The organism is Pseudomonas sp. GW822-FHT02E03, from assembly GCF_058802325.1.
Genome location: NZ_JBXAOA010000027.1, coordinates 65,696 through 85,256 on the forward strand (window position 1 = coordinate 65,696; position 19,561 = coordinate 85,256).

The 19,561-nt window shown below is 57.9% G+C and carries 21 protein-coding genes; 11 read left to right on the top strand and 10 right to left on the bottom strand.

Annotated features, from left to right (window positions below):
• The first annotated feature begins 25 nt into the window (after positions 1–25).
• Positions 26–325 carry a PilZ domain-containing protein gene (locus tag AC1RQB_RS19730; protein WP_008076018.1) on the top strand — a complete coding sequence of 100 codons (300 nt, stop codon included), beginning with the start codon at positions 26–28 and terminating at the stop codon, positions 323–325.
• A gap of 71 nt (positions 326–396) precedes the next feature.
• Here AC1RQB_RS19730 and AC1RQB_RS19735 read toward each other — a convergent pair whose 3' ends face one another.
• The gene (locus AC1RQB_RS19735; protein ID WP_063340948.1) at positions 397–1,086 is read right to left on the bottom strand and encodes an MlaA family lipoprotein; all 690 of its coding nucleotides are present in this window, start codon (positions 1,084–1,086) and stop codon (positions 397–399) included.
• A gap of 200 nt (positions 1,087–1,286) precedes the next feature.
• On the opposite strand from AC1RQB_RS19735, the gene pcrP reads away from it, so the two are divergent.
• Both pcrP and AC1RQB_RS19745 read left to right on the top strand, forming a co-directional pair.
• Positions 1,287–1,907 carry an HAD superfamily inactivated hydrolase PcrP gene (gene pcrP / locus AC1RQB_RS19740; protein WP_063340949.1) on the top strand — a complete coding sequence of 207 codons (621 nt, stop codon included), beginning with the start codon at positions 1,287–1,289 and terminating at the stop codon, positions 1,905–1,907.
• Positions 1,908–2,016: 109 nt separating this feature from the next.
• Complete coding sequence (locus AC1RQB_RS19745) at positions 2,017–2,280, top strand: DUF4404 family protein (RefSeq protein WP_008071110.1); 264 nt, start codon at positions 2,017–2,019, stop codon at positions 2,278–2,280.
• Positions 2,281–2,474: 194 nt separating this feature from the next.
• On the opposite strand, the gene queF is transcribed toward AC1RQB_RS19745, so the two are convergent.
• Both queF and copI read right to left on the bottom strand, forming a co-directional pair.
• Positions 2,475–3,305 carry an NADPH-dependent 7-cyano-7-deazaguanine reductase QueF gene (gene queF, locus AC1RQB_RS19750; protein ID WP_063340950.1) on the bottom strand — a complete coding sequence of 277 codons (831 nt, stop codon included), beginning with the start codon at positions 3,303–3,305 and terminating at the stop codon, positions 2,475–2,477.
• A 61-nt stretch (positions 3,306–3,366) separates the two neighbouring features.
• Complete coding sequence (gene copI / locus AC1RQB_RS19755) at positions 3,367–3,903, bottom strand: copper-resistant cuproprotein CopI (RefSeq protein WP_063340951.1); 537 nt, start codon at positions 3,901–3,903, stop codon at positions 3,367–3,369.
• A gap of 152 nt (positions 3,904–4,055) precedes the next feature.
• On the opposite strand from copI, the gene AC1RQB_RS19760 reads away from it, so the two are divergent.
• On the top strand, positions 4,056–4,736 hold the full coding sequence (locus AC1RQB_RS19760; RefSeq protein ID WP_063340952.1) for a heavy metal response regulator transcription factor: 681 nt from the start codon (positions 4,056–4,058) through the stop codon (positions 4,734–4,736).
• Positions 4,736–6,085 (top strand): heavy metal sensor histidine kinase, encoded by a 1,350-nt coding sequence (locus AC1RQB_RS19765; RefSeq protein WP_008071119.1) that lies wholly within the window; start codon positions 4,736–4,738, stop codon positions 6,083–6,085. The genes AC1RQB_RS19760 and AC1RQB_RS19765 overlap by 1 nt, the downstream gene beginning before the upstream one ends.
• A gap of 293 nt (positions 6,086–6,378) precedes the next feature.
• On the opposite strand, the gene AC1RQB_RS19770 is transcribed toward AC1RQB_RS19765, so the two are convergent.
• Complete coding sequence (locus AC1RQB_RS19770) at positions 6,379–7,092, bottom strand: FadR/GntR family transcriptional regulator (protein WP_063340953.1); 714 nt, start codon at positions 7,090–7,092, stop codon at positions 6,379–6,381.
• 367 nt (positions 7,093–7,459) lie between these two features.
• Here AC1RQB_RS19770 and AC1RQB_RS19775 point away from each other — a divergent pair, with 367 nt between their 5' ends.
• Together AC1RQB_RS19775 and gudD are read left to right on the top strand one after the other, a co-directional pair.
• Complete coding sequence (locus AC1RQB_RS19775) at positions 7,460–8,806, top strand: MFS transporter (protein ID WP_063340954.1); 1,347 nt, start codon at positions 7,460–7,462, stop codon at positions 8,804–8,806.
• A gap of 23 nt (positions 8,807–8,829) precedes the next feature.
• Positions 8,830–10,173 carry a glucarate dehydratase gene (gudD, locus tag AC1RQB_RS19780; protein ID WP_063340955.1) on the top strand — a complete coding sequence of 448 codons (1,344 nt, stop codon included), beginning with the start codon at positions 8,830–8,832 and terminating at the stop codon, positions 10,171–10,173.
• Between the two features lie 123 nt (positions 10,174–10,296).
• On the opposite strand, the gene AC1RQB_RS19785 is transcribed toward gudD, so the two are convergent.
• A complete protein-coding gene (locus tag AC1RQB_RS19785) occupies positions 10,297–11,169 on the bottom strand; it encodes a LysR family transcriptional regulator (protein WP_063340956.1) in 873 nt (290 codons plus the stop codon).
• 160 nt (positions 11,170–11,329) lie between these two features.
• Here AC1RQB_RS19785 and ampC point away from each other — a divergent pair, with 160 nt between their 5' ends.
• Complete coding sequence (ampC, locus tag AC1RQB_RS19790; protein WP_063340957.1) at positions 11,330–12,484, top strand: class C beta-lactamase; 1,155 nt, start codon at positions 11,330–11,332, stop codon at positions 12,482–12,484.
• Between the two features lie 231 nt (positions 12,485–12,715).
• Here ampC and AC1RQB_RS19795 read toward each other — a convergent pair whose 3' ends face one another.
• Together AC1RQB_RS19795 and AC1RQB_RS19800 are read right to left on the bottom strand one after the other, a co-directional pair.
• Positions 12,716–12,979 (bottom strand): hypothetical protein, encoded by a 264-nt coding sequence (locus AC1RQB_RS19795; protein WP_063340958.1) that lies wholly within the window; start codon positions 12,977–12,979, stop codon positions 12,716–12,718.
• Between the two features lie 16 nt (positions 12,980–12,995).
• On the bottom strand, positions 12,996–13,373 hold the full coding sequence (locus AC1RQB_RS19800; RefSeq protein ID WP_063340959.1) for a DUF6124 family protein: 378 nt from the start codon (positions 13,371–13,373) through the stop codon (positions 12,996–12,998).
• A 501-nt stretch (positions 13,374–13,874) separates the two neighbouring features.
• On the opposite strand from AC1RQB_RS19800, the gene AC1RQB_RS19805 reads away from it, so the two are divergent.
• Both AC1RQB_RS19805 and AC1RQB_RS19810 read left to right on the top strand, forming a co-directional pair.
• Positions 13,875–15,242, top strand: coding sequence for an AAA family ATPase (locus tag AC1RQB_RS19805; protein WP_063340960.1), 1,368 nt, complete (start codon positions 13,875–13,877; stop codon positions 15,240–15,242).
• Positions 15,235–15,867, top strand: coding sequence for an HNH endonuclease family protein (locus tag AC1RQB_RS19810; protein ID WP_063340961.1), 633 nt, complete (start codon positions 15,235–15,237; stop codon positions 15,865–15,867). Before AC1RQB_RS19805 ends, AC1RQB_RS19810 begins: the two co-directional genes overlap by 8 nt.
• 143 nt (positions 15,868–16,010) lie before the next feature.
• Here AC1RQB_RS19810 and AC1RQB_RS19815 read toward each other — a convergent pair whose 3' ends face one another.
• Entirely contained in the window at positions 16,011–16,544 is a 534-nt protein-coding gene (locus AC1RQB_RS19815; protein WP_063340962.1) for a DUF4174 domain-containing protein, read from the bottom strand.
• A 179-nt stretch (positions 16,545–16,723) separates the two neighbouring features.
• On the opposite strand from AC1RQB_RS19815, the gene AC1RQB_RS19820 reads away from it, so the two are divergent.
• Positions 16,724–17,092 carry a VOC family protein gene (locus tag AC1RQB_RS19820; RefSeq protein WP_063340963.1) on the top strand — a complete coding sequence of 123 codons (369 nt, stop codon included), beginning with the start codon at positions 16,724–16,726 and terminating at the stop codon, positions 17,090–17,092.
• Positions 17,093–17,110: 18 nt separating this feature from the next.
• On the opposite strand, the gene AC1RQB_RS19825 is transcribed toward AC1RQB_RS19820, so the two are convergent.
• Positions 17,111–18,469, bottom strand: a complete 1,359-nt coding sequence (locus AC1RQB_RS19825; protein WP_063340964.1) for an erythromycin esterase family protein — start codon at positions 18,467–18,469, stop codon at positions 17,111–17,113.
• A gap of 93 nt (positions 18,470–18,562) precedes the next feature.
• Positions 18,563–19,348 carry a sulfite exporter TauE/SafE family protein gene (locus AC1RQB_RS19830; protein ID WP_063340965.1) on the bottom strand — a complete coding sequence of 262 codons (786 nt, stop codon included), beginning with the start codon at positions 19,346–19,348 and terminating at the stop codon, positions 18,563–18,565.
• Between the last annotated feature and the right edge of the window lie 213 nt (positions 19,349–19,561).

The following is a 19,561-nucleotide window of genomic DNA, read 5'->3' on the forward strand; positions in this document are numbered from 1 at the left end:
GTAACCCAAAGGAAGGATCGAGCCCATGAGCGAAACCGGTCGGGACTACAGCGAAAAGCGCGATTTCATCCGCATGCGGGTCGATGCCGATGTGTCGCTGATTCATGAAGGCGACGAGGTGCCAGCCGTCTGCATTGACCTTTCCAGCAGTGGCATGCAGGTTGAAGCACCTCGCTTGTTCAGGGTCGGTGACCGGCTCAGCGTGCGGATCGATTCCGATCATGCAGCGCTCAAAGGCCTTGAGGCCGATACCGAGGTGGTGTGGGTCAAAGCACAGGACGGCAGCAATCAGAAACTCGGGCTTACAATCCTGAAAATGAAATAGCCCCGAATTTACCCGCAAGCCAACGAAAGAAGGCGGCCAAATGGCCGCCTTCTTCGTTTTACCGGTCGAGATTAAAAATCGTCTTCGACCTGGCCGTCCTTGACTTTGAATTCGCGGTTCTGCAGGTATGCATTGCGAATAAAGGTGTATTTGTCGCCGCTGACCAGTTTTTCGGCCGACAGCAGATTGGCGCGGGTGTCGACGATGTTCAGGCCGAAGATCGAATTACGCACCGGCACGTCGTGGATATAGCGGTACGGGCCGGTATAGCCGTCGACATACTTGGAAGGCGCATCACGCAAGGTGCTTGGCCCCATGAGCGGCAACATCAGGTACGGACCGCTGCCCACGCCCCAGTAACCGAGGGTCTGGCCGAAGTCTTCATCATTGCGATGCAGGCCCATTTGGGTGCCCACGTCGAAGAAGCCCAGCAGGCCGAAGGTGGTGTTGAAGATCAAACGCGCGGTGTCGACGCCTGCCGCAGCGGGCTTGGCTTGCAACACGTCGTTGGCGAGATTGGTCACGTCGCCGACGTTGCGAAACATATTGTGGATGCCATCTTCCAGAAACTGCGGCGTGACGAATTGATAGCCCTGAGCCAATGGCTTCAGTGCATAAGTGTCAACGAAATCGTTGAACTTGTAGATCGGGCGGTTAATGCTTTCCCAAGGGTCTTCTTCCGTGGCCGCCTGGGCCGCGAACGGAACCAGCAATACACTGGCACACATACAAAGCTGAGCGAGTCGATTGCTCCAGCGCATAGAGAAACTCCTTGGATTCGTACTGGCGCGGGGGCTTGGCCCAGGCGCAAAGGCCGCTAGTATATGACGGAAAACCCGGTTTAGGCAGCATCGTGCGCGATGGCCTCCGGATGATTCTCCTGGCTGGAAGCGATTCACATCAGTGTCACTCAACTGTCACCGTCCACGAATAGCCTTGTTACTATTTCAAGGATGTTGATATGCCACGCGCCGAAAACACACCTCTCGTCGCCCCCAGCCTGACCGCTGTACTGTTCGGCCTCAGCGGATGCCTGGTGGATTTCGGCGCACGTACTCGCCAAGCCGGCAAACTGACTGCCGAGCATGCCGAAGTCACGCTTGGCGCTCTGGACAGCCTGTCCAGCTTGCAGCGCCAACAGATTCCTTGCGCCTGGCTCGATGAACTGCCCCCCGCCCTTAGCCACTCTCTGGCCGCGGCACTTCCGGACTGGATTAAACCTTCGCAACACCTGGCAACAATCAATCCATGGCCGGCCCCGAACGCCTGCTGGCAAGCGTTGATGGCGTTGAATGTCGAACGCCTGGACGGTTGCGTGCTGGTCAGCGGTGAACCGCGTCTTCTGCAATCGGGCCTGAATGCCGGGTTGTGGACCATTGGCCTGGCGTCCTGCGGCTCGCTGTGCGGGCTGGCCCCCAGCGAATGGCAGGTCTTGAGCCAAAAGGAACGGGAACATCTGCGCGGCAAGGCGACAATGCAGTTGTTCGGCCTGGGCGTGCATTCGGTGATCGATCATTTGGGCGAACTCGACACTTGCCTGGCCGATATCAGCCTGCGCCGGCTCAAGGGCGAAAAGCCCTGATCGAGATCATGCAGTTTGCCCGGGAGTGGATTAATCTACAGGTCAGCCATAGACCTTTGGCGCGCCGCTGCGGTCTATGCCAGTGCCTATCGATAAAAGGAAGAACGCCATGCCTGCCCGCGAACTGCAAGAACAGCTCAACAAACTGCGCGAGCAATTGGAACAGAATCCACCGCTTTCCGAAGAAGAGCGCGCTGACCTGCACGCGCTGATGCAACAGATCGAACTCGAACTTGAGCTGGAAACCAAAACCCAGGACACCAACCTCGCCGACAGTGTGAATCTGGCCGTCGATCGCTTCGAACTTGAACACCCGACCCTTGCCGGCACCTTGCGCAACATCGTGCAAGCGTTGGGCAACATGGGAATCTGAACCCGCCATATACAAAAAAAGCCCCGCTATCGATAGCGGGGCTTTTTCGTTTCTGCGACCTGAAATGCAATCCCCCTGTGGGAGCGGGCTTGCTCGCGAAGGCGGCATATCATTCAACATTGATGTCAGCTGACCCACCGCATTCGCGAGCAAGCCCGCTCCCACAATGGAACTGCATGGTGATCGATATTGTATTACTGACGAACCAGCCGATGGTTCGGCAGTTGCACGTCTTCGGTGCTGCGATACGGGTTGATGTCCAGCCCGCCACGACGCACATACCGTGCATACACCGTCAGCTTCTCTGGCTTGAGCAACCGTTGCAGGTCAAGGAAAATCCGCTCCACACACTGCTCATGGAAGTCCGAGTGCTGACGGAAGCTCACGATGTACTCCAGCAAACTCGCATGGTCCAGCGCCGCGCCGCGATACTCCACCGCTACGCTGCCCCAATCCGGTTGACTGGTGACCGGGCAGTTGGATTTGAGCAAATGGCTGTGTACGCACTCTTCAATAATGAGCGACTCATTGCACCGCAGCAGTTCCGGACGCGGATGCTCGTAGTTGCTGACGCTGATATCCAGGTCATCGATACACACACCCGGCAACGCCACGACGCCTTCGGCCTCAACCTCTTTCAGGCTGCGAATCCGCACGCCCACCGGTTTGCCGGCTGCGGCCGAAAGGTCTTTTGCCAGCGTCGCTTCAAGGCTTGCGGTGTCGGCAAACGCTGTTTGGTTCAGCGAGTTGAGGTACAGCTTGAACGACTTCGATTCGATGATGTTCGGCGAATCCGCCGGAATGCTGAATTCGCCAATCGCCACTACGGGCTTGCCGGACGGCAACAGCCACGACAGCTCGAAGCAGTTCCAGAAGTCCACGCCCTTGTACGGCAGGGTTTCAGCCGTCAGGCCCAGCTCCGCCCATTTCGCGGTACGCGGGATCGGGAACAGCAGGGACGGCGTGTAGGTGGCGATGTATTCGCTGGACTTGCCCAGCGGCGAATGTTCGGCTGCGGGATGCATGGCGGAAACCTGACTGAAGAATCAGCGGATTCTACCAGCCTTTGCTCCCGCCTTTGAGTGCTTACTGACTGACTGTCAGTTTGCCGACCATACCGGCCTGATAGTGGCCGGGGATATTGCAGGCAAATTCCAGGTTGGTGGCCTTGGTGAAGGTCCAGGTCAGCTCGGCGGTTTTGCCCGGCTCCACCAGCACACTGTTCGGGTCATCGTGTTTCATCCCATGCCCTTTGGAGGAATGGTCCATTGTGGCCATGGAGCCGTGGTCCATGGCCTTCATGCCTGTAGGCATAAGCATGCCGCTTTGCTGCATCTGCAGCATTTCCTGCTGATGCCGGGCATGCATCGCCGCGTCGCCGAGGTTGAATTCGTGCAGTAACTGGCCTTTATTCACCAGTACAAAGCGAACGGTTTCTCCGGCCTTGATATCAATCGCCTTGGAAGTGAAGGACATATCGCCCATCACCACTTCAACGCTACGGGTAGCCTTGGTCGCTGCCGCCGGTTGACCGAAGTCGTATGAATGCGCCGGTGAAGCCTCCAGTCCCCAGCTCAGAGTCAGCAAGCAAGCGGTCAATACCAGACGATTTTGCAAAAACATAGTCGCACTCCAACAAGATGAGGTTCAGCTTGTGGGAAACTTAACCCGTGGGCTCTGCCAGCCACCTGACAGGCAGATTACAACTTTGTCAGGTTGGCCTGTATCGCCGCCGCCCACGGTATAACGCACTGTTCCAACTGCCCGAGTCGCCCATGAAACTGCTGATTGTCGAAGACCAACCGAAAACTGGCCATTACCTGCGTCAGGGCCTGACCGAGGCCGGTTTCACCACCGAACTGGTGGCCGATGGCAGCACCGGCCAGCAACTGGCGTTGAGCGGCGATTACGCCTTGTTGATCCTTGATGTGATGCTGCCCGGTCGCGACGGCTGGCAGATTCTGCAAGCGGTGCGCGGCGCGGGCCTCGACACGCCGGTACTGTTTCTTACAGCCCGAGACGCAGTGGAGGACAGGGTCCACGGCCTGGAACTGGGTGCCGACGACTACCTGGTCAAACCGTTCGCCTTCTCCGAACTGCTGGCGCGGGTTCGCAGCCTGCTGCGCCGCGGCAGCACCCTGCCTCAGGAAACCAGCCTGCAACTGGCCGACTTGCGCCTGGACCTGATCCGCCGTCGGGTCGAGCGCAACGGCCAGCGCATCGACCTGACCGCCAAAGAATTCGCTCTGCTGGAAATGCTCCTACGGCGCCAAGGCGAAGTGCTGCCCAAGTCGCTGATCGCTTCCCAGGTGTGGGACATGAATTTCGACAGTGACACCAATGTGATCGAAGTGGCGATCCGCCGTTTGCGCCTGAAGATCGACGACGACTTCCCGAATAAATTGATCCACACCGTGCGCGGCATGGGCTACGTCCTTGAAGAGCGTCCTGCCTGATGCGCCGACTTTCACTAAGCAATCGCCTGGCGTTGCTGTTTGCGGCCTGCACCGCAGTGGTGTCGTTGTTCGCCGGGGTGTTGTTCAGCCGCGCCAGCGAGGCGCACTTTGTCGAACTGGACCAGCAGTTGCTCGACGGCAAACTGATTGGCTTGCGCCGGGCGCTGGATGACATTCCGTCCAGCGAAAGCGAGACCAAACTGGCCGATGAATTGAGCCGACAAGCCGATCTTTCGCTGCGCATCATCGGCAGTGACGGCCAACGCTTGTACGACAGCTCAGCCCGCTTACCCAAAGACTTGCCGCGCCAGTTGGGCCTATCGACGGTGAGTGATGACGGTACTGACTACCGCGTCCTGAATGCACCGCTGTTCCTCGATAAACCCGATTCACCACAACTGACCCTGCTACTGGACATCACCCATCACCAACACTTTCTGCAACGCATGCAGCACCTGATTTGGCTGACGGTCGGTTTGTCGGCGCTGGCCACCGCCCTGCTCGGTGCCTGGGCGGCACGCAGTGGCTTGCGCCCGCTGCGGCGCATGAGTGCGGTCGCCAGCGGTGTTTCGGCGCAATCGCTCAACGCGCGCCTGCCGGAAGCAGACATGCCGCCAGAACTCGCGGAAATGGCCCACAGTTTCAACGCCATGCTCGGACGCCTTGACGACTCTTTTCAGCGGCTCTCGGCGTTTTCCGCCGACATCGCCCATGAACTGCGCACACCGCTGTCGAACCTGCTGACCCACACCCAGGTCACCCTCACCCGCCCTCGCCCCATCGAGGATTACCGCGAAGCACTGCACAGCAATCTCGAAGAACTGCAATGGATGGCGCAACTGGTCAATGACATGTTGTACCTGGCCAAGGCTGACCACGGCTTGCTGATGCCCAAGCGCGAAGCGCTGGAACTGGCGGAAGAAGCCGATGTGCTGCTGGAGTTTTTTGCGCCGCTGGCCGAGGACGCTCAGGTGAAATTGAGTCGTGACGGCAGCGCGCGCATGCAGGGCGACCGCAGCATGTTGCGTCGGGCGCTGTCCAATCTGCTGGACAATGCACTGCGGTTTACCCCGGGCGGTGGCGAGGTTCGGGTGAAGATTATCGAACAGCCGACAGGCTTGAGCCTGACGGTTGAAAACAGCGGGGAAGTGATTTCTGAAGACTTGTTGCCGCGTTTGTTTGACCGCTTCTACCGGGCAGACCCGGCGCGCCGTGAAGGCAGCAGTGAACATGCGGGGTTGGGATTGGCCATCACCCAGTCAATCATCCGCGCCCACGGTGGGCAGATTCGTTGCGAATCGGATAAGGGATGGACGCGGTTTGTGATTGAGTTGCCGAAGGGGGATTGAGGCCAATAGTGCCCGCGAAGAACGATGACGTAATAAACCTGTACCCACAAAAAACCCGGCCCATTGGCCAATGCCAGTCAGTTAAGGCGCAGAACCTGTGGGAGCGGGCTTGCTCGCGAAAGCGGTGTATCAGGCGACATCAATGTTGACTGTGCCGCCGTCTTCGCGAGCAAGCCCGCTCCCACATAGATTGCGCCTTAACTGACTGACATTGGGCCCATCGGCCGGGTTTCGTTTATCGCCTGTCGTCGGACAATCTGCAAAAGGGGTGCTATCGAGGAGACCAACGGCGGCTACCGATCAGCCGAAAAGCGGTCGCGGCTGTTAGTCAGGTGTAACCACATTGCCGCCCGCGCCGCATCCGGATCCTGGCGTCTGATGGCATTGAGAATCGCCTCATGTTCGAGGTTGGCGAGTTGCCCCAGCTTGCTCAAATCCGCCGACCCGCGCTCGGCGGCATTGACGCGGGTCCGGGGGATCATGGCGCTGCCTAGGTGCTGCATGATCTCGGTGAAACACGCGTTGCCAGTGGCTTCGGCGATCAGCAGATGAAAGCGTTTGTCCGCCTCGACGCAACTGTCGTTGTTGGCCAACAGGCTTTGATAGTCATCCAGCGCTTCACGCATCTGCGCCAACTGCCTGTCTGTGCGACGAACCGCTGCCAGCGCCGCAGCCTGGGTTTCCAGGCCCATGCGCAACTCCAGAATACTGCGCACGCCCAGCGCCGTATCGACATTCAGACGCAGCCCCTGATCCGGTGCGCGCTCTAGAACAAAAGTGCCGATGCCGTGACGGGTTTCCACCAGCCCCGAAGCCTGCAACTTCGAGATCGCTTCGCGCACCACTGTGCGACTGACGCCATGCTCCTGAACAATCGAGTTTTCCGACGGCAGCTTGTCCCCCGGCACCATCTGGCCGAGCAGGATGCTCTGGGTCAGTTTGCTCACCAGATCATGGGCCAGGTTATGGGCACGCTTGCGGGCAGGTGCGTCGATGTCTTCTTGCATGGTGATTTATCCGTAAAGCGGGTATCCGGATCGTATCACCGTGTGCGCTTTTCGATGACGGGAATCTCAATAAAACGCCGCTCAACTTGTATGACAACACTCAATATTTACTGCACAAAAGACGATTTACACCATCGCACCCAAGCGCTCCGCCGCGACAAAGGGAAAATTATCGGCTGAACACATCCGTGAACAACCCAACAAATACGCCATGCAAATCCGTAAAACGAATAAAAACCCTTCCGCCTAGCACCATTTTGTTGAGTGACGGTACTTGTAGGACAAAAAAGCCTAGTTGTATGATGTCTATCAACAACGCAGCATCCAGCCACACCCCGCATAAAAATAACGAGTGGGAGAAAAAGCAGTGAATACATCCATATCCGGGATGACCGAGGGCGCCGATTCGGTCCTGAAGTCCGCCATCTCGAAAGTGAAACGCCACGTTCTGCCGCTGTTCGTGATCATGTTCATCGTCAACTACATCGACCGTGTGAACATTGGCTTCGTCCGCGCGCACATGGAGCATGACCTGGGCATTGGTGCTGCCGCCTACGGCTTCGGTGCCGGTCTGTTCTTCATCGGTTACGCACTGTTTGAAGTCCCTTCCAACATCCTCCTGCAAAAAGTCGGCGCACGAATCTGGCTGACCCGCATCATGCTGACCTGGGGCCTGGTGGCCGCCTGCATGGCGTTCATCCAGAACGAAACCCACTTCTACATTCTGCGGTTTTTGCTCGGCGTCGCCGAAGCCGGTTTCTTCCCCGGGGTGATTTATTACTTCACCCGCTGGTTGCCTGGCGTCGAACGCGGCAAGGCGATTGCGATCTTCCTCAGCGGCTCAGCCATAGCGTCGCTAATCTCCGGCCCGCTGTCCGGGCTGCTGCTGCAAATCAGTGGTTTGGGCATGCACGGCTGGCAGTGGATGTACTTCATTGAAGGGATGTTCTCGGTCGGGCTGTGCGTGTTCGTCTGGTTCTGGCTGGACTCCAAGCCCCACGACGCCAAATGGCTGACCCTTCCTGAGCAGGACGCACTGGTCAAAGCCATCGATGACGAACAACTGGCCCGCGAAGCCGCGACGCCGATCAAACCGTCGCTGGGCACACTGCTCAAGGATCGTCAGATCATCCTGTTCTGCGTGATCTACTTCTTCATCCAGTTGACCATCTACGCCGCGACCTTCTGGCTGCCGAGCATCATCAAGAAGATGGGCGACCTGAGCGACATTCAGGTCGGCCTGTTCAACTCGATTCCGTGGTTGCTGTCGATCGTCGGCATGTACGCCTTCGCCACGTTATCGGCCAAATGGAAACACCAGCAAGCCTGGGTCGCCGCTGCGCTGCTGATCGCTGCCGCCGGGATGTTCATGTCCACCACGGGCGGGCCGATCTTCGCCTTCGTCGCCATCTGCTTCGCAGCGCTGGGTTTCAAATCGGCATCGTCGCTGTTCTGGCCAATTCCCCAGGCGTACCTGGATGCACGCATTGCTGCAGGCGTGATCGCACTGATCAACTCGGTGGGCAACCTCGGTGGCTTCGTTGCGCCGACCACCTTCGGTCTGCTGGAACAACACACCGGGTCGATTCAGGGCGGGCTGTACGGCCTGGCCGCCACCTCGATCATCGCCGCGATCATCGTCTTCGCCGCGCGCAATAAACCGAAACCCGCACCTGTGGTTGCCCTGGGTAAACCAGCACCTAATCACGCCTGAACATTGGTTTTAAGGACAAGAAAATGAACCCACAAGAAGCCGCAAAAGCCCCGATCATCACCAGCATGCAGGTTGTTCCCGTGGCCGGCCACGATGGCATGCTGCTCAATCTGAGTGGCGCCCATGGTCCGTTTTTCACCCGCAACGTTGTGATCCTCAAGGACAACGCCGGTCACACTGGCGTCGGTGAAGTGCCGGGTGGCGAGCGTATTCGTCAGACGCTGGAGGATGCGCGCGCACTGGTGGTCGGCAGCCCGATCGGCACTTACCAGAAGATCCTCAATCAAGTGCGCCAGACCTTTGCCGATCGCGATGCCGGTGGTCGCGGCCTGCAGACCTTCGACCTGCGCATCACCATTCACGCGGTCACTGGCCTTGAAGCCGCCCTGCTCGACTTGCTCGGTCAGCACCTGGACGTACCGGTCGCGGCCCTGCTCGGCGAAGGCCAGCAGCGCGACGAAGTGAAGATGCTCGGTTACCTGTTTTATGTCGGTGATCGCAATGAAACCGATCTGGCCTACCGCAGCGAACCGGACGCCGACAACGACTGGTTCCGTGTGCGTCACGAAAAAGCCATGAGTGCCGACGCCGTTGTGCGCCTGGCGGAAGCCGCCCACGCCCGTTATGGTTTCAAGGACTTCAAACTCAAGGGTGGCGTGTTGAGTGGCGACGAGGAAATCGAAGCGGTCACCGCCCTCGCCGAACGCTTTCCCGATGCACGCATCACCCTTGATCCGAATGGCGCCTGGTCGCTCAAAGAAGCGATCCGCCTGTGCCGGGATCAGCATCACGTTCTCGCTTACGCCGAAGACCCATGCGGTGCGGAAAACAGTTACTCGGGCCGTGAAGTCATGGCCGAGTTCCGTCGTGCCACGGGCCTGAAAACCGCGACCAACATGATCGCTACCGATTGGCGGGAAATGGGCCATGCGATCCAGTTGCAGTCAGTAGATATTCCTTTGGCAGACCCGCACTTCTGGACCCTGCAAGGCTCGGTTCGAGTCGCGCAGATGTGCCACGAATGGGGCCTGACCTGGGGCTCGCATTCCAACAACCACTTCGATATTTCCCTGGCGATGTTCACCCACGTCGCGGCGGCTGCGCCGGGCGAAATTACCGCCATCGACACCCATTGGATCTGGCAAGACGGCCAACGCCTGACCAAAGCACCGCTGCAAATCGTCGACGGCTGCGTGCAGGTGCCGACAAAACCTGGCTTGGGGGTTGAGCTGGACATGGATCAGCTGGCCAAGGCCCATGAGTTGTACAAAGGCATGGGGCTGGGCGCGCGGGATGACAGCGTGGCGATGCAGTTTCTGATCCCGGGGTGGAAATTCGATAACAAGCGGCCGTGTCTGGTGCGGTAACCCTCTGAAAACACCTCAATCCCTGTGGGAGCGGGCTTGCTCGCGAAGGCGGTGTGTCAGTCAACATCAATGTTGAATGTGATGACCCCTTCGCGAGCAAGCCCGCTCCCACAGGGTTTTGTATTAATGCGAAGCTTGCAGCAGCCAGTCCTTGAACGCAGCCATCGCCGACGTTTCAGGGCGCGACTGCAAGCGGGTCAGCCAGTAGCTGCCCGTGGTGATCCCGATGGCGAACGGTTGCTCGATTGCGCCCGCCGCCAGTTGTCGAGAGAACATCAAGGGCGGCGCCAATGCCACTCCAGCCCCTTGCAACGCCGCTTCCATCATCGCCAGCGAGGAATCGAAGACGATGCTCCGGGGCGGGGCGGCATGGGTCGAGAGACCGGTCACCTGAAACCACTCCGACCACTCATCCGTGCGATAGGAGCGCAACAGCGTTTGTTGCAACAGGTCGGCCGGGGTGTGCAATTGTCGCGCAATCTCGGGAACGCAAAGCACTGACAGCGGCGCCTCGATCAACCGTACCGCCTCGATCCCATGCCACGCCCCTGCGCCAAAGCGAATGGCGTAATCCAGGCCTTCGGCGGCCACGTCCACCCGGTTGTTATTGGTCGACAGGCGCAAATCTATGAACGGATGTTTCTTCTGAAAGTCCGCCAATCGCGGCAACAGCCAACCGACCGCGAAAGTCCCCACGGCGCCCACCGTCAGCACCTCACGAAAATGCCCGCCCTCGAACCGCTCCAGGGTCTCGGCGATCCGGTCGAAAGAGTCGCGCAACACCGGCAGCAGGGTTTCACCTTCGCTGGTCAGCATCAGGCCCCGGGGCAGGCGTTTGAACAAAGTCACGTTAAGCTGGGCTTCAAGGCTTTTGACCTGATGACTCACCGCTGCCTGCGTGACACACAACTCCACCGCCGCCCGGGTGAAACTCAGATGGCGTGCCGAAGCCTCGAAGGCGCGTAGCGCATTCAGCGGCAGATGAGGTCGAATCATGCCCACTCCCAAAATTTTCTAATGGCTCATCTGAAATATCGTCGTTTGTGGGTATTCGCCAAACTGCATAGATTTGGCTCGCCCAGCAACGGACCGGCTTGAAAAACCGCTCGGAGTGTAGCGGTTAACACAACAGAAACTCATGGAAAATGACTCAATCATGCGTATAAAAAATCAGAGAAAACTCGCGTCTTACAGCGCTTTCGCACTTCTGCTAGGCGTCAGTCACAGCTTTGCTGACGACCGCATCGAAGCGATCGTCAAGGCCGCCGTTGAACCGGTGATGCAGCAACAGCAGATCCCCGGTGTCGCGGTCGCGATTACAGTCAACGGCCAACCGCATTACTTTAACTACGGCGTGGCCTCGAAAGAAAACGGCAAAGCCGTTACCGAAGACACCCTGTTCGAGATCGGTTCGGTGAGCAAAACCTTCACCGCCACCCTTGCCGCCTATGCCCACGCGACAGGCAAACTGGCCCTGTCGGACAACGCCAGCCAGGTTCTACCGACATTACGTGGCAGCGCGTTCGACAACATCAGCGTGCTGCAACTCGGCACCTACACCGCCGGTGGTTTGCCCCTGCAATTCCCCGGTGATGCGGACCATCAGGACAAGATGCTCGGCTATTTCAAACAGTGGAAACCGGCCTACGCCGCCGGCACTCATCGCCTGTATTCAAACCCCAGCATTGGGTTGTTCGGCTATCTGGCAGCCCATAGCATGGGAGCGCCGTTCGATGAGCTGATGGAAAAAACCTTGCTGCCGAAACTCGGCCTCAAGCACAGCTACCTCAAGGTGCCGCAGGATCAGATGGCGCTTTACGCCCAGGGTTACAACAAGGACGACAAGCCTGTGCGGGTCGAACCGGGCGCGCTGGATTCCGAAGCCTATGGCGTTAAAACCAGCGCCTCGGACCTGCTTCGCTATGTTGAAGCGAACATGAATCCGACGTCGCTGGAAAAGCCCTTGCAGCAAGCCATCGCCACCACTCATACCGGTTACTACACCGTTGGCGAGATGACTCAAGGGTTGGGGTGGGAGTTCTACAACTATCCGGTAACGCTCGATACATTGCTGGCGGGCAACTCGTCGCAGATGGCCTTTGAGGCTCATGAGGTCCAACCGCTGAACCCGCCGCAACCGCCACACGACACTGTGCTGATCAACAAAACCGGCTCAACCGGCGGCTTTGGCGCGTACGTCGCCTTTGTCCCGGCGAAGGACATCGGCATCGTGATCCTGGCCAACAAAAACTACCCGAACCCGGAGCGAGTCAAAATCGCTTACGAAATAATGAGTGCGCTGGCCGAATAATCCCGACAATCCATCGAGGCTGGGCAACCGCGCACCTGTGGCGAGGGGGCTTGCCCCCGTTGGGCTGCGCAGCGGCCCCAAACCAGCCACCGTGTTGTATCAGATAGACCTCTGATGCCGGGTTTACGACTGCTGCGCAGCCGAACGGGGGCAAGCCCCCTCGCCACAGGGTTTGGCGTTGGCAAATAAAATGGGCGACCTCTTAAGGTCGCCCATTTTTCTTTACTGCACTTAAACCTGCGCCCGCAATCGTCGTCCGATCACATCCATTAAGTCACAACCGTCGCGCATCGGAATCGCCACTCGCGCAAAGTCCTGCAACAGCAATGCATCGCGACTGATCCCTTCGCCGATGGAAAGGGTTTCCAATAGCTGGGTCACGCTTCTGATGCGATAGGCCGCTGTGTCATGCAACACGTCCACAGGCGCCTCGGTATCAATCAGCAACGATGCAATTGTGCAGTCGATGCCCGTAATCGGCATGTATCGAACCATAACGGAACCTCCCTGATCAATGTTGAGTGCTTGGCTGAACGGCAGGCGCGCCTTCGGGCGAATCGATGTTGTCCAGTGCGCGGTTCACCAGCAATTGCGCGACTACCGCCAACTGCTGGATCGACAGCGCCACGTTGCGGTTGGAGCTTTCCAGCTTGCAGGCCAAGTCGGTGATCAGCACGTTCAGGGATGCGAGGGTTTCACAGGCGTGGCTCAGCAGGGTTTCTGTGTCGACGCCGGGGACGATGGCGAAGATATGGCTGATCGGGTCGGCGTGGTTGGGGTTACGCAAGCGAGCGCTGACGGCGGGTTCGGTGATTTCGGACAGTGGAACGGAATCGAGGGGGTCGGAATCGGTTGGGGTTTCGGGCGGGTTAGGACTTATTTTTTTCATGGGTGAAGAACCTCGGTAATTAAGAAAACTGCCGATCTCACTTCCACAGAGAGGGTGGCAGCTGTAACGCAGGTGTGGAAGTCCGGGATACCGAGAGAAACCCAGTGCACTCAAGAGTGCTCCTGCGCACAGCCGCCATAAGCAACAATGTTGGCATAAAAAAACGCCAACATGTGTTTACAGGTGCACATGCGCTCTCGGTACTCACCGGACTTCCACATCCGACCACTGATTTTGCAGCGGCTGGAGAAGGTTATCGGCATGCTCGCCACCGCACCAGTTCATGAAGTGCTCTGCGTTTTGCAGGAAATGTCCGACGCAATTGCAGTCCTTTGCCCCAGCTCATTTTCATGGGCATACACTGCAACTAACTTTTTATTGATGACCGTTGTGATGCGACCGAAACCGTTGTATCTAAACGGCATCGGATCAATCCGTAGCAGGGAATGACATAATGCGCGCTCAAGCCTTCAAACCGACTGACCCCCAAAGGGCGTTGTAATGGAAATCACCAGTTTCAAGCTCAAGGATGTCGGTCGGTTCACCGATTTGACCGTTTCCTTGGCCCCTACCGCGAAACACCCCTCAAACGTGACGGTTCTGGTGGGGAACAACGGCGCCGGTAAAACCACTCTTTTAAAGTCGCTGGCCACCTCACTGAGTTGGTTGGTCGCCAGAATTCGTACTGAGAAAGGCAATGGCAATCACCTGGCAGAAGAAGACATTCGAAACGGTGCTTCATCTGCATTAATTTTGATTGGCATAGAAGACGAGTCACAGGCGCGCTCGAGTCCTCCCGATGCGAGCCCCGAAGATGCTCTGTTCACGTGGGGCATTGCCCGCGGCAGGCAGGGGCGGAAGGCTCATATCCATAGCTCGTTAGGAGGCGTGAGTCGTCTGGCGGACCACTACCGAAACCAACTTACCGCGTTTGATAAAGCATCACTTCCGTTGATTGCCTACTATCCGGTTGAACGTTCGGTTCTGGAAATCCCCCTGAAAATCCGAACCAAACATACATTTGATCAGTTGGACGGCTATGACAATTCGTTGAATCGTGGCGTAGATTTTCGACGTTTCTTTGAATGGTTTCGCGAGCGCGAAGACAGCGAAAATGAAACCGGCGTGTCCGACGCAGCCTTGGCAGAGATCTCCGACAAATTCGGCAAGGACAGTAAGGTCTGGAAAGCCCTTTCCCAAGTGAAAGCCTCATCCCGCGATCGTCAGCTGACAGCAGTTCGCTCCGCCATCGCTGCATTCATGCCCGGTTTCAGCAACTTGCGAGTGCAGCGCAAGCCACGCCTGCACATGGCGATAGACAAAGACGGCGTGACGCTCAACGTCTCCCAGCTCTCACAGGGTGAAAAATCCATGATGGCGTTAGTCGGGGATATCGCGCGCCGACTGGCGATGATGAATCAGTCTTTGGACAATCCGTTAGAAGGCGATGGCATCGTACTGATCGACGAAGTCGATTTGCACCTGCATCCCAAATGGCAGCGCAGTTTGATTCGGCAGTTAAGAGAGACCTTTCCCAATTGCCAGTTTGTACTGACAACGCACTCTCCGCTCGTCATCAGCGACGCAAAAGATGTGTTGTGTTACGTGCTGAATGACGGGGAACTACGAGAGCACAATGGTCTTTATGGACTTGATGCTAATCAGGTTCTGCTGGAAGTAATGGACACCGACATCCGCAACAGCGAGGTGCAGCAGCGCTTGAATCGGTTAATGGAGCGCTTGCAGGACGGTGATCTGGACGAAGCGAAGAAGTTGTTTTCCGAACTCTCACTGGAGCTTTCAGACGGTCATCTGGAGCTGGCGAAAGCCGCACTATTGATCCGCAAATTGGAGTTGCGTCGTGCGTAAGATCAGCAAGGGTATTGAGCCGGAGGCGCTGACTCGATGGAAGCGCTTGAACAGCACATTACGTTACCGGGATTTGCCCGTTGAAGAGAGTCGGTCCATTCGCTCAGCGTGTATCTCGGAACAGTACGGCTTATGTGCGTATTGCTGCCAGGCAATCACGATTGACGACGCTCATAACGAGCATATTGAGGCCCAGGATCAGGCGCAAAATCGCACTTTAGACTTATCCAACATAGTCGCAAGTTGCCAACGCTCCCATCAATGCGGCCACGGTCGAGGCACGCGAACACTGCCACTGACGCCTTTGATGGATGAATGCGAAACCGAGCTGAAGTTCTATCTGTCTGGTCTGGTAACGGGGCATACCGACCGAGCCAATACGTCCATTGAGGCGTTGAATCTGGGTCATACCGAGGAAAGCAATCGTGGTCTTGTCGGCGCACGTAAAACTCTGGTTGATGCGTTGATTTATACCCAGAACCTGCCACCCGACGAGTTGCAGAATGAGGACGAAGATTTCTTGGGCTTACTTCTTGAGGACTTGCAAACGCCTGATGCCGGGCGCCTGCAGCCCTTCTCACCTGTATTGGTTAATGTAATCCGTCATTTGCTGGCTCGACCTTAAAACAGTCAGGACCGTCTACCAGAGGGCTGAGGCGGTTGAAACGACCACCTCAGTCATTTTCAACACACCCTCTGGAAGAAGGACTAATCCCCTCACAGTCATCCCTCCTACCTGAAAAGATCACCACAGAGTTCAGTGGCAATTCAATCATCCGGCATTTCAGGCGGTTTGGCGGGCTTCGCCGGTTTGCCCTTTGCACCTTTGGCCGGCGCAACTTCAGCCACCGGCGCTGGCACCGGTACTGTCGCTTCCTTTTCGGCGGCTGGCAGCGCGTCGATGGTGCTGAAAATCTCTTTCAGCTCGACCACATCCTTTTCAAGCTTCTTTTCGCCGTCCTTGCCGACCAGGATGATTTTGCTCTTCGCCCCGGCGCCCAACTTGAGCGAGCGAATCAACGCCATCGTTGTTTGCGGGTCGAGGTCTTTGCCGTCGCGCTGGCCCATCGTGTTGATCACGGTGTACAGCACCATGTTGCGCTCGGTGAAGCCCTTGCGACTGGCGGGTTCATCCAGCGATTTTTTCAGGCTGATCCAAGTAGGGTCGACCGAACTGGGCGCGATGACAATCAAGGGACGGGCCCTGCCCACGTCTTTAACCAGAGGGGAATCGTCATCGGCGGCGAACAAGGGGCCTACGAAAGCCAGCAGAGTAGCCAGGGTCAAAGACCTGATGAGCATGCGCATCTCCTTTTGATATCCACGCTCTAATGATTGCGCATCGCGGCGAACGTTCCGGGGGAGGCAACGTATTTGTATTCGCCTTGCCCCAAGCTTAGGTCAGGGCAGTCATTGCGCAACAGCCTGAGCTAATCTCATGGCACGACTCGCACGACCTGATTCGCCGTGAGGATTTTTCCATGAGCGCTCAGCTGAACCACACCATCGTCTGGTGCCGTGACAAACAGGTGTCGGCCCGCTACCTGACCGACCTCCTCGGCCTGCCCGATCCCGAGCCGTTCGGACCGATGCTGGTGGTCAAATTCGATAATGGCGTGTCGCTGGATTTCTACAACAACGACCCGCCGATTGCCTCCCAACACTATGCGTTCCTGATTGGCGACAAAGACTTTGATGCAGCCTTCGCTCGCCTGCAAGCGCGCAAGCAGCCCTGGTGGGCAGATCCTGGCAAACAACGGCCGAATGAGATCAATGATTACGGCGGTGGCCGGCGGGTGTATTTCGACGACCCGGACGGGCATCTGCTGGAGATATTTACCCGGGAATAGAGACCCGTCATTGGCGTGTCATATACCGAACGGAAAGGTGTCTTCCTCGTGCTCCATGAATTCAGGTGCAGGCAACGGCGAGACCGCATGGGTTTTTTCGATCCAGACGAAAGCGTCGAACTGCTCCGCCAGCACTGCCTGAAAGTAATGGCTCTGGCGCTCGGTCCTGGGGCGATAGATGACGCCGATGGCGCGCTCAAGTAATGGCTCGGCCAGCACGTCCAGCAACTCCTCGCTCGGTGACGTCCGCCAGTCGAGCAGTGCTGCGGGGACGCCGGCCTTGAGAAACAGTTGTTCCCAGCTGTCTGCCAATGCCGGGTTCACCTGTTTGACCTGCATCGGCTCATCCCAGTCGTCGGCGGCGGCGACGGTGCCGTGGTCGGTGCCCATGCCGATCAGCACTGCTTGTGAGCCGTAGGCCGTGCGGCACAACTGGCCGATGTTGAATTGCCCCTCCCAGCCCATTTGCGTCGCGGCGGCGTTGCCGATGTGTGAGTTATGCGCCCACACCACCGCTTTGGCGCCTGCCCCGCGATGCACCATCAGGGTTTGCAAGGTATCGAACATGTGCAGGTCACGCAGGTTCCACGAGGCGGTCGAGCCGCGGTACATGGCGCGGTAATACTGCTCGGCGGCCCGCACCACGCGGGCGTTCTGGGTGGCGCTGAAAAACGCCTCGTCGTCGGCGACCATCGGGTCAAGCCGTTCGCCCAGCAACACATTCAATTGCTCGACCACTGCGTCCTCGCACGTGGCCATGTTGCCCCGCTCAGCGAAATGACCGTACAGCGCCGGGTCGTCATGCCACGGCGTCAGGCAGCTATAGCGATGGCGGGCCTCTTTCGCCAGTTGCGGATCGGTCTTGTCGAGATAGCCCAGTACTTCGTCGATGGAGTGACGCATGCTGTAAACATCCAGCCCCCGAAATTCCACCCGCTGCTCAAGCGCCAAGCCGCGATTATGGTGGTGCAGCCAACGGGTAAAGGTCTGCACGGCCGTGTTACGCCACATCCAGGTGGGGAATCGGGCGAAGGCCTGTTTTTTCCAGGCGGAGCGCCCCAGGTCACGGACACATCGATCGATCTGCCCTGCATCGGGCCAGTCGGCTTCAACCGCGACGATGCCGAAGCCATGCTGCTCGATCAGGTGGCGGGTGATCGCCGCTCGGGTCTGGTAGAAGTCCTGGGTGCCGTGGCTGGCTTCGCCGATCAGCACCACGCTGGCATCGCCAAAGCGGTCGAAGAGTTTGCCGAATTCAGGTGAGTCGAGTGCAGGCAACGGCTCGGCATGACGGCGTAGCACCTCGGCCGCGTTGCCGGGTGGCTCGCCGCGGGGGCGGCGGAACCGTCTTAGAAGATCGTTTACGGGGCTGTTCATGGACGTCATGACCTCATCTGAACGTGGTCATAATTTTGACTACGCCAGTGAGGGCATGATTCCGCTAAATTCAGTGATCTATATGGTGCCGGATCAGAACGCCAGCTTGTAGCCGATCAGCACCAGCATCGTGGCCAGGCATGGACGCAGCAGTTCGTCGGAGATCCGCCCGGTCAAATGGCTGCCCAGGTAAATCCCCGGCAGCGAACCGACCAGCAAGTAGCCCAAAACGTGCCAATCCATATTGCCCATGCTCGCATGGCCCAGGCCGGCGACCAGGGTCAGGGGCACGGCGTGAGCGATTTCGGTGCCGACCAGCCGGCGGGTAGGCAGCATCGGGTACAGAATGAACAGCGCTACTGTGCCCAGGGCGCCAGCGCCGATGGAGGTCAGGGCCACCATGGTGCCAAGGACCAATCCGGTGATAACGGTCAGTGCATTCAAGCGGGGGCCGCTAGGGTTGTAGTGGCCGCCCGCCCGTTTGTGGGCGAAATCGAGCAAGCGTTTCTTGAAGAAAATTGCCAGCGCCGTGGCGAACAATACGAAGCCCAGGGCTTGTTTGATAACGGCGTTCATCGCATCGGGCGAGGTCTGCAAGCTGCTCAAAAACCACAGCGTCAGCGCTACTGCCGGCACACTGCCGAGGGTCAGCCAACCGGTGATCGCCCAGTCGATGTTCTTGTTCTTGCGATGAACCAGCACACCACTGGATTTGGTAATGGCCGCGTACAGCAAGTCCGTGCCCACCGCCGTAGCCGGGTTGATCCCGAACCACAGCAGGATCGGTGTCATCAGCGACCCGCCGCCCACGCCAGTCATGCCGACGATAAAACCGACCACCAGCCCGGCAACGACCAACCCGAAGTTAACAAAATCCATTAATCCGTCCACATCGACCGCAGGAAAAATCTGGCCCGCAGCATAGCGATTTTTCTTATAACCACTTATATCGATGCGATCTATATTTATATCTATTTATTGATTGGAACAACGATCTCCCCCTCAACACAATCCCTTGTGGGAGCTGGCTTGCCTGCGATGGCATCAACTCGGTTCGACATTAAACCGAGCCGTCTGCATCGCAGGCAAGCC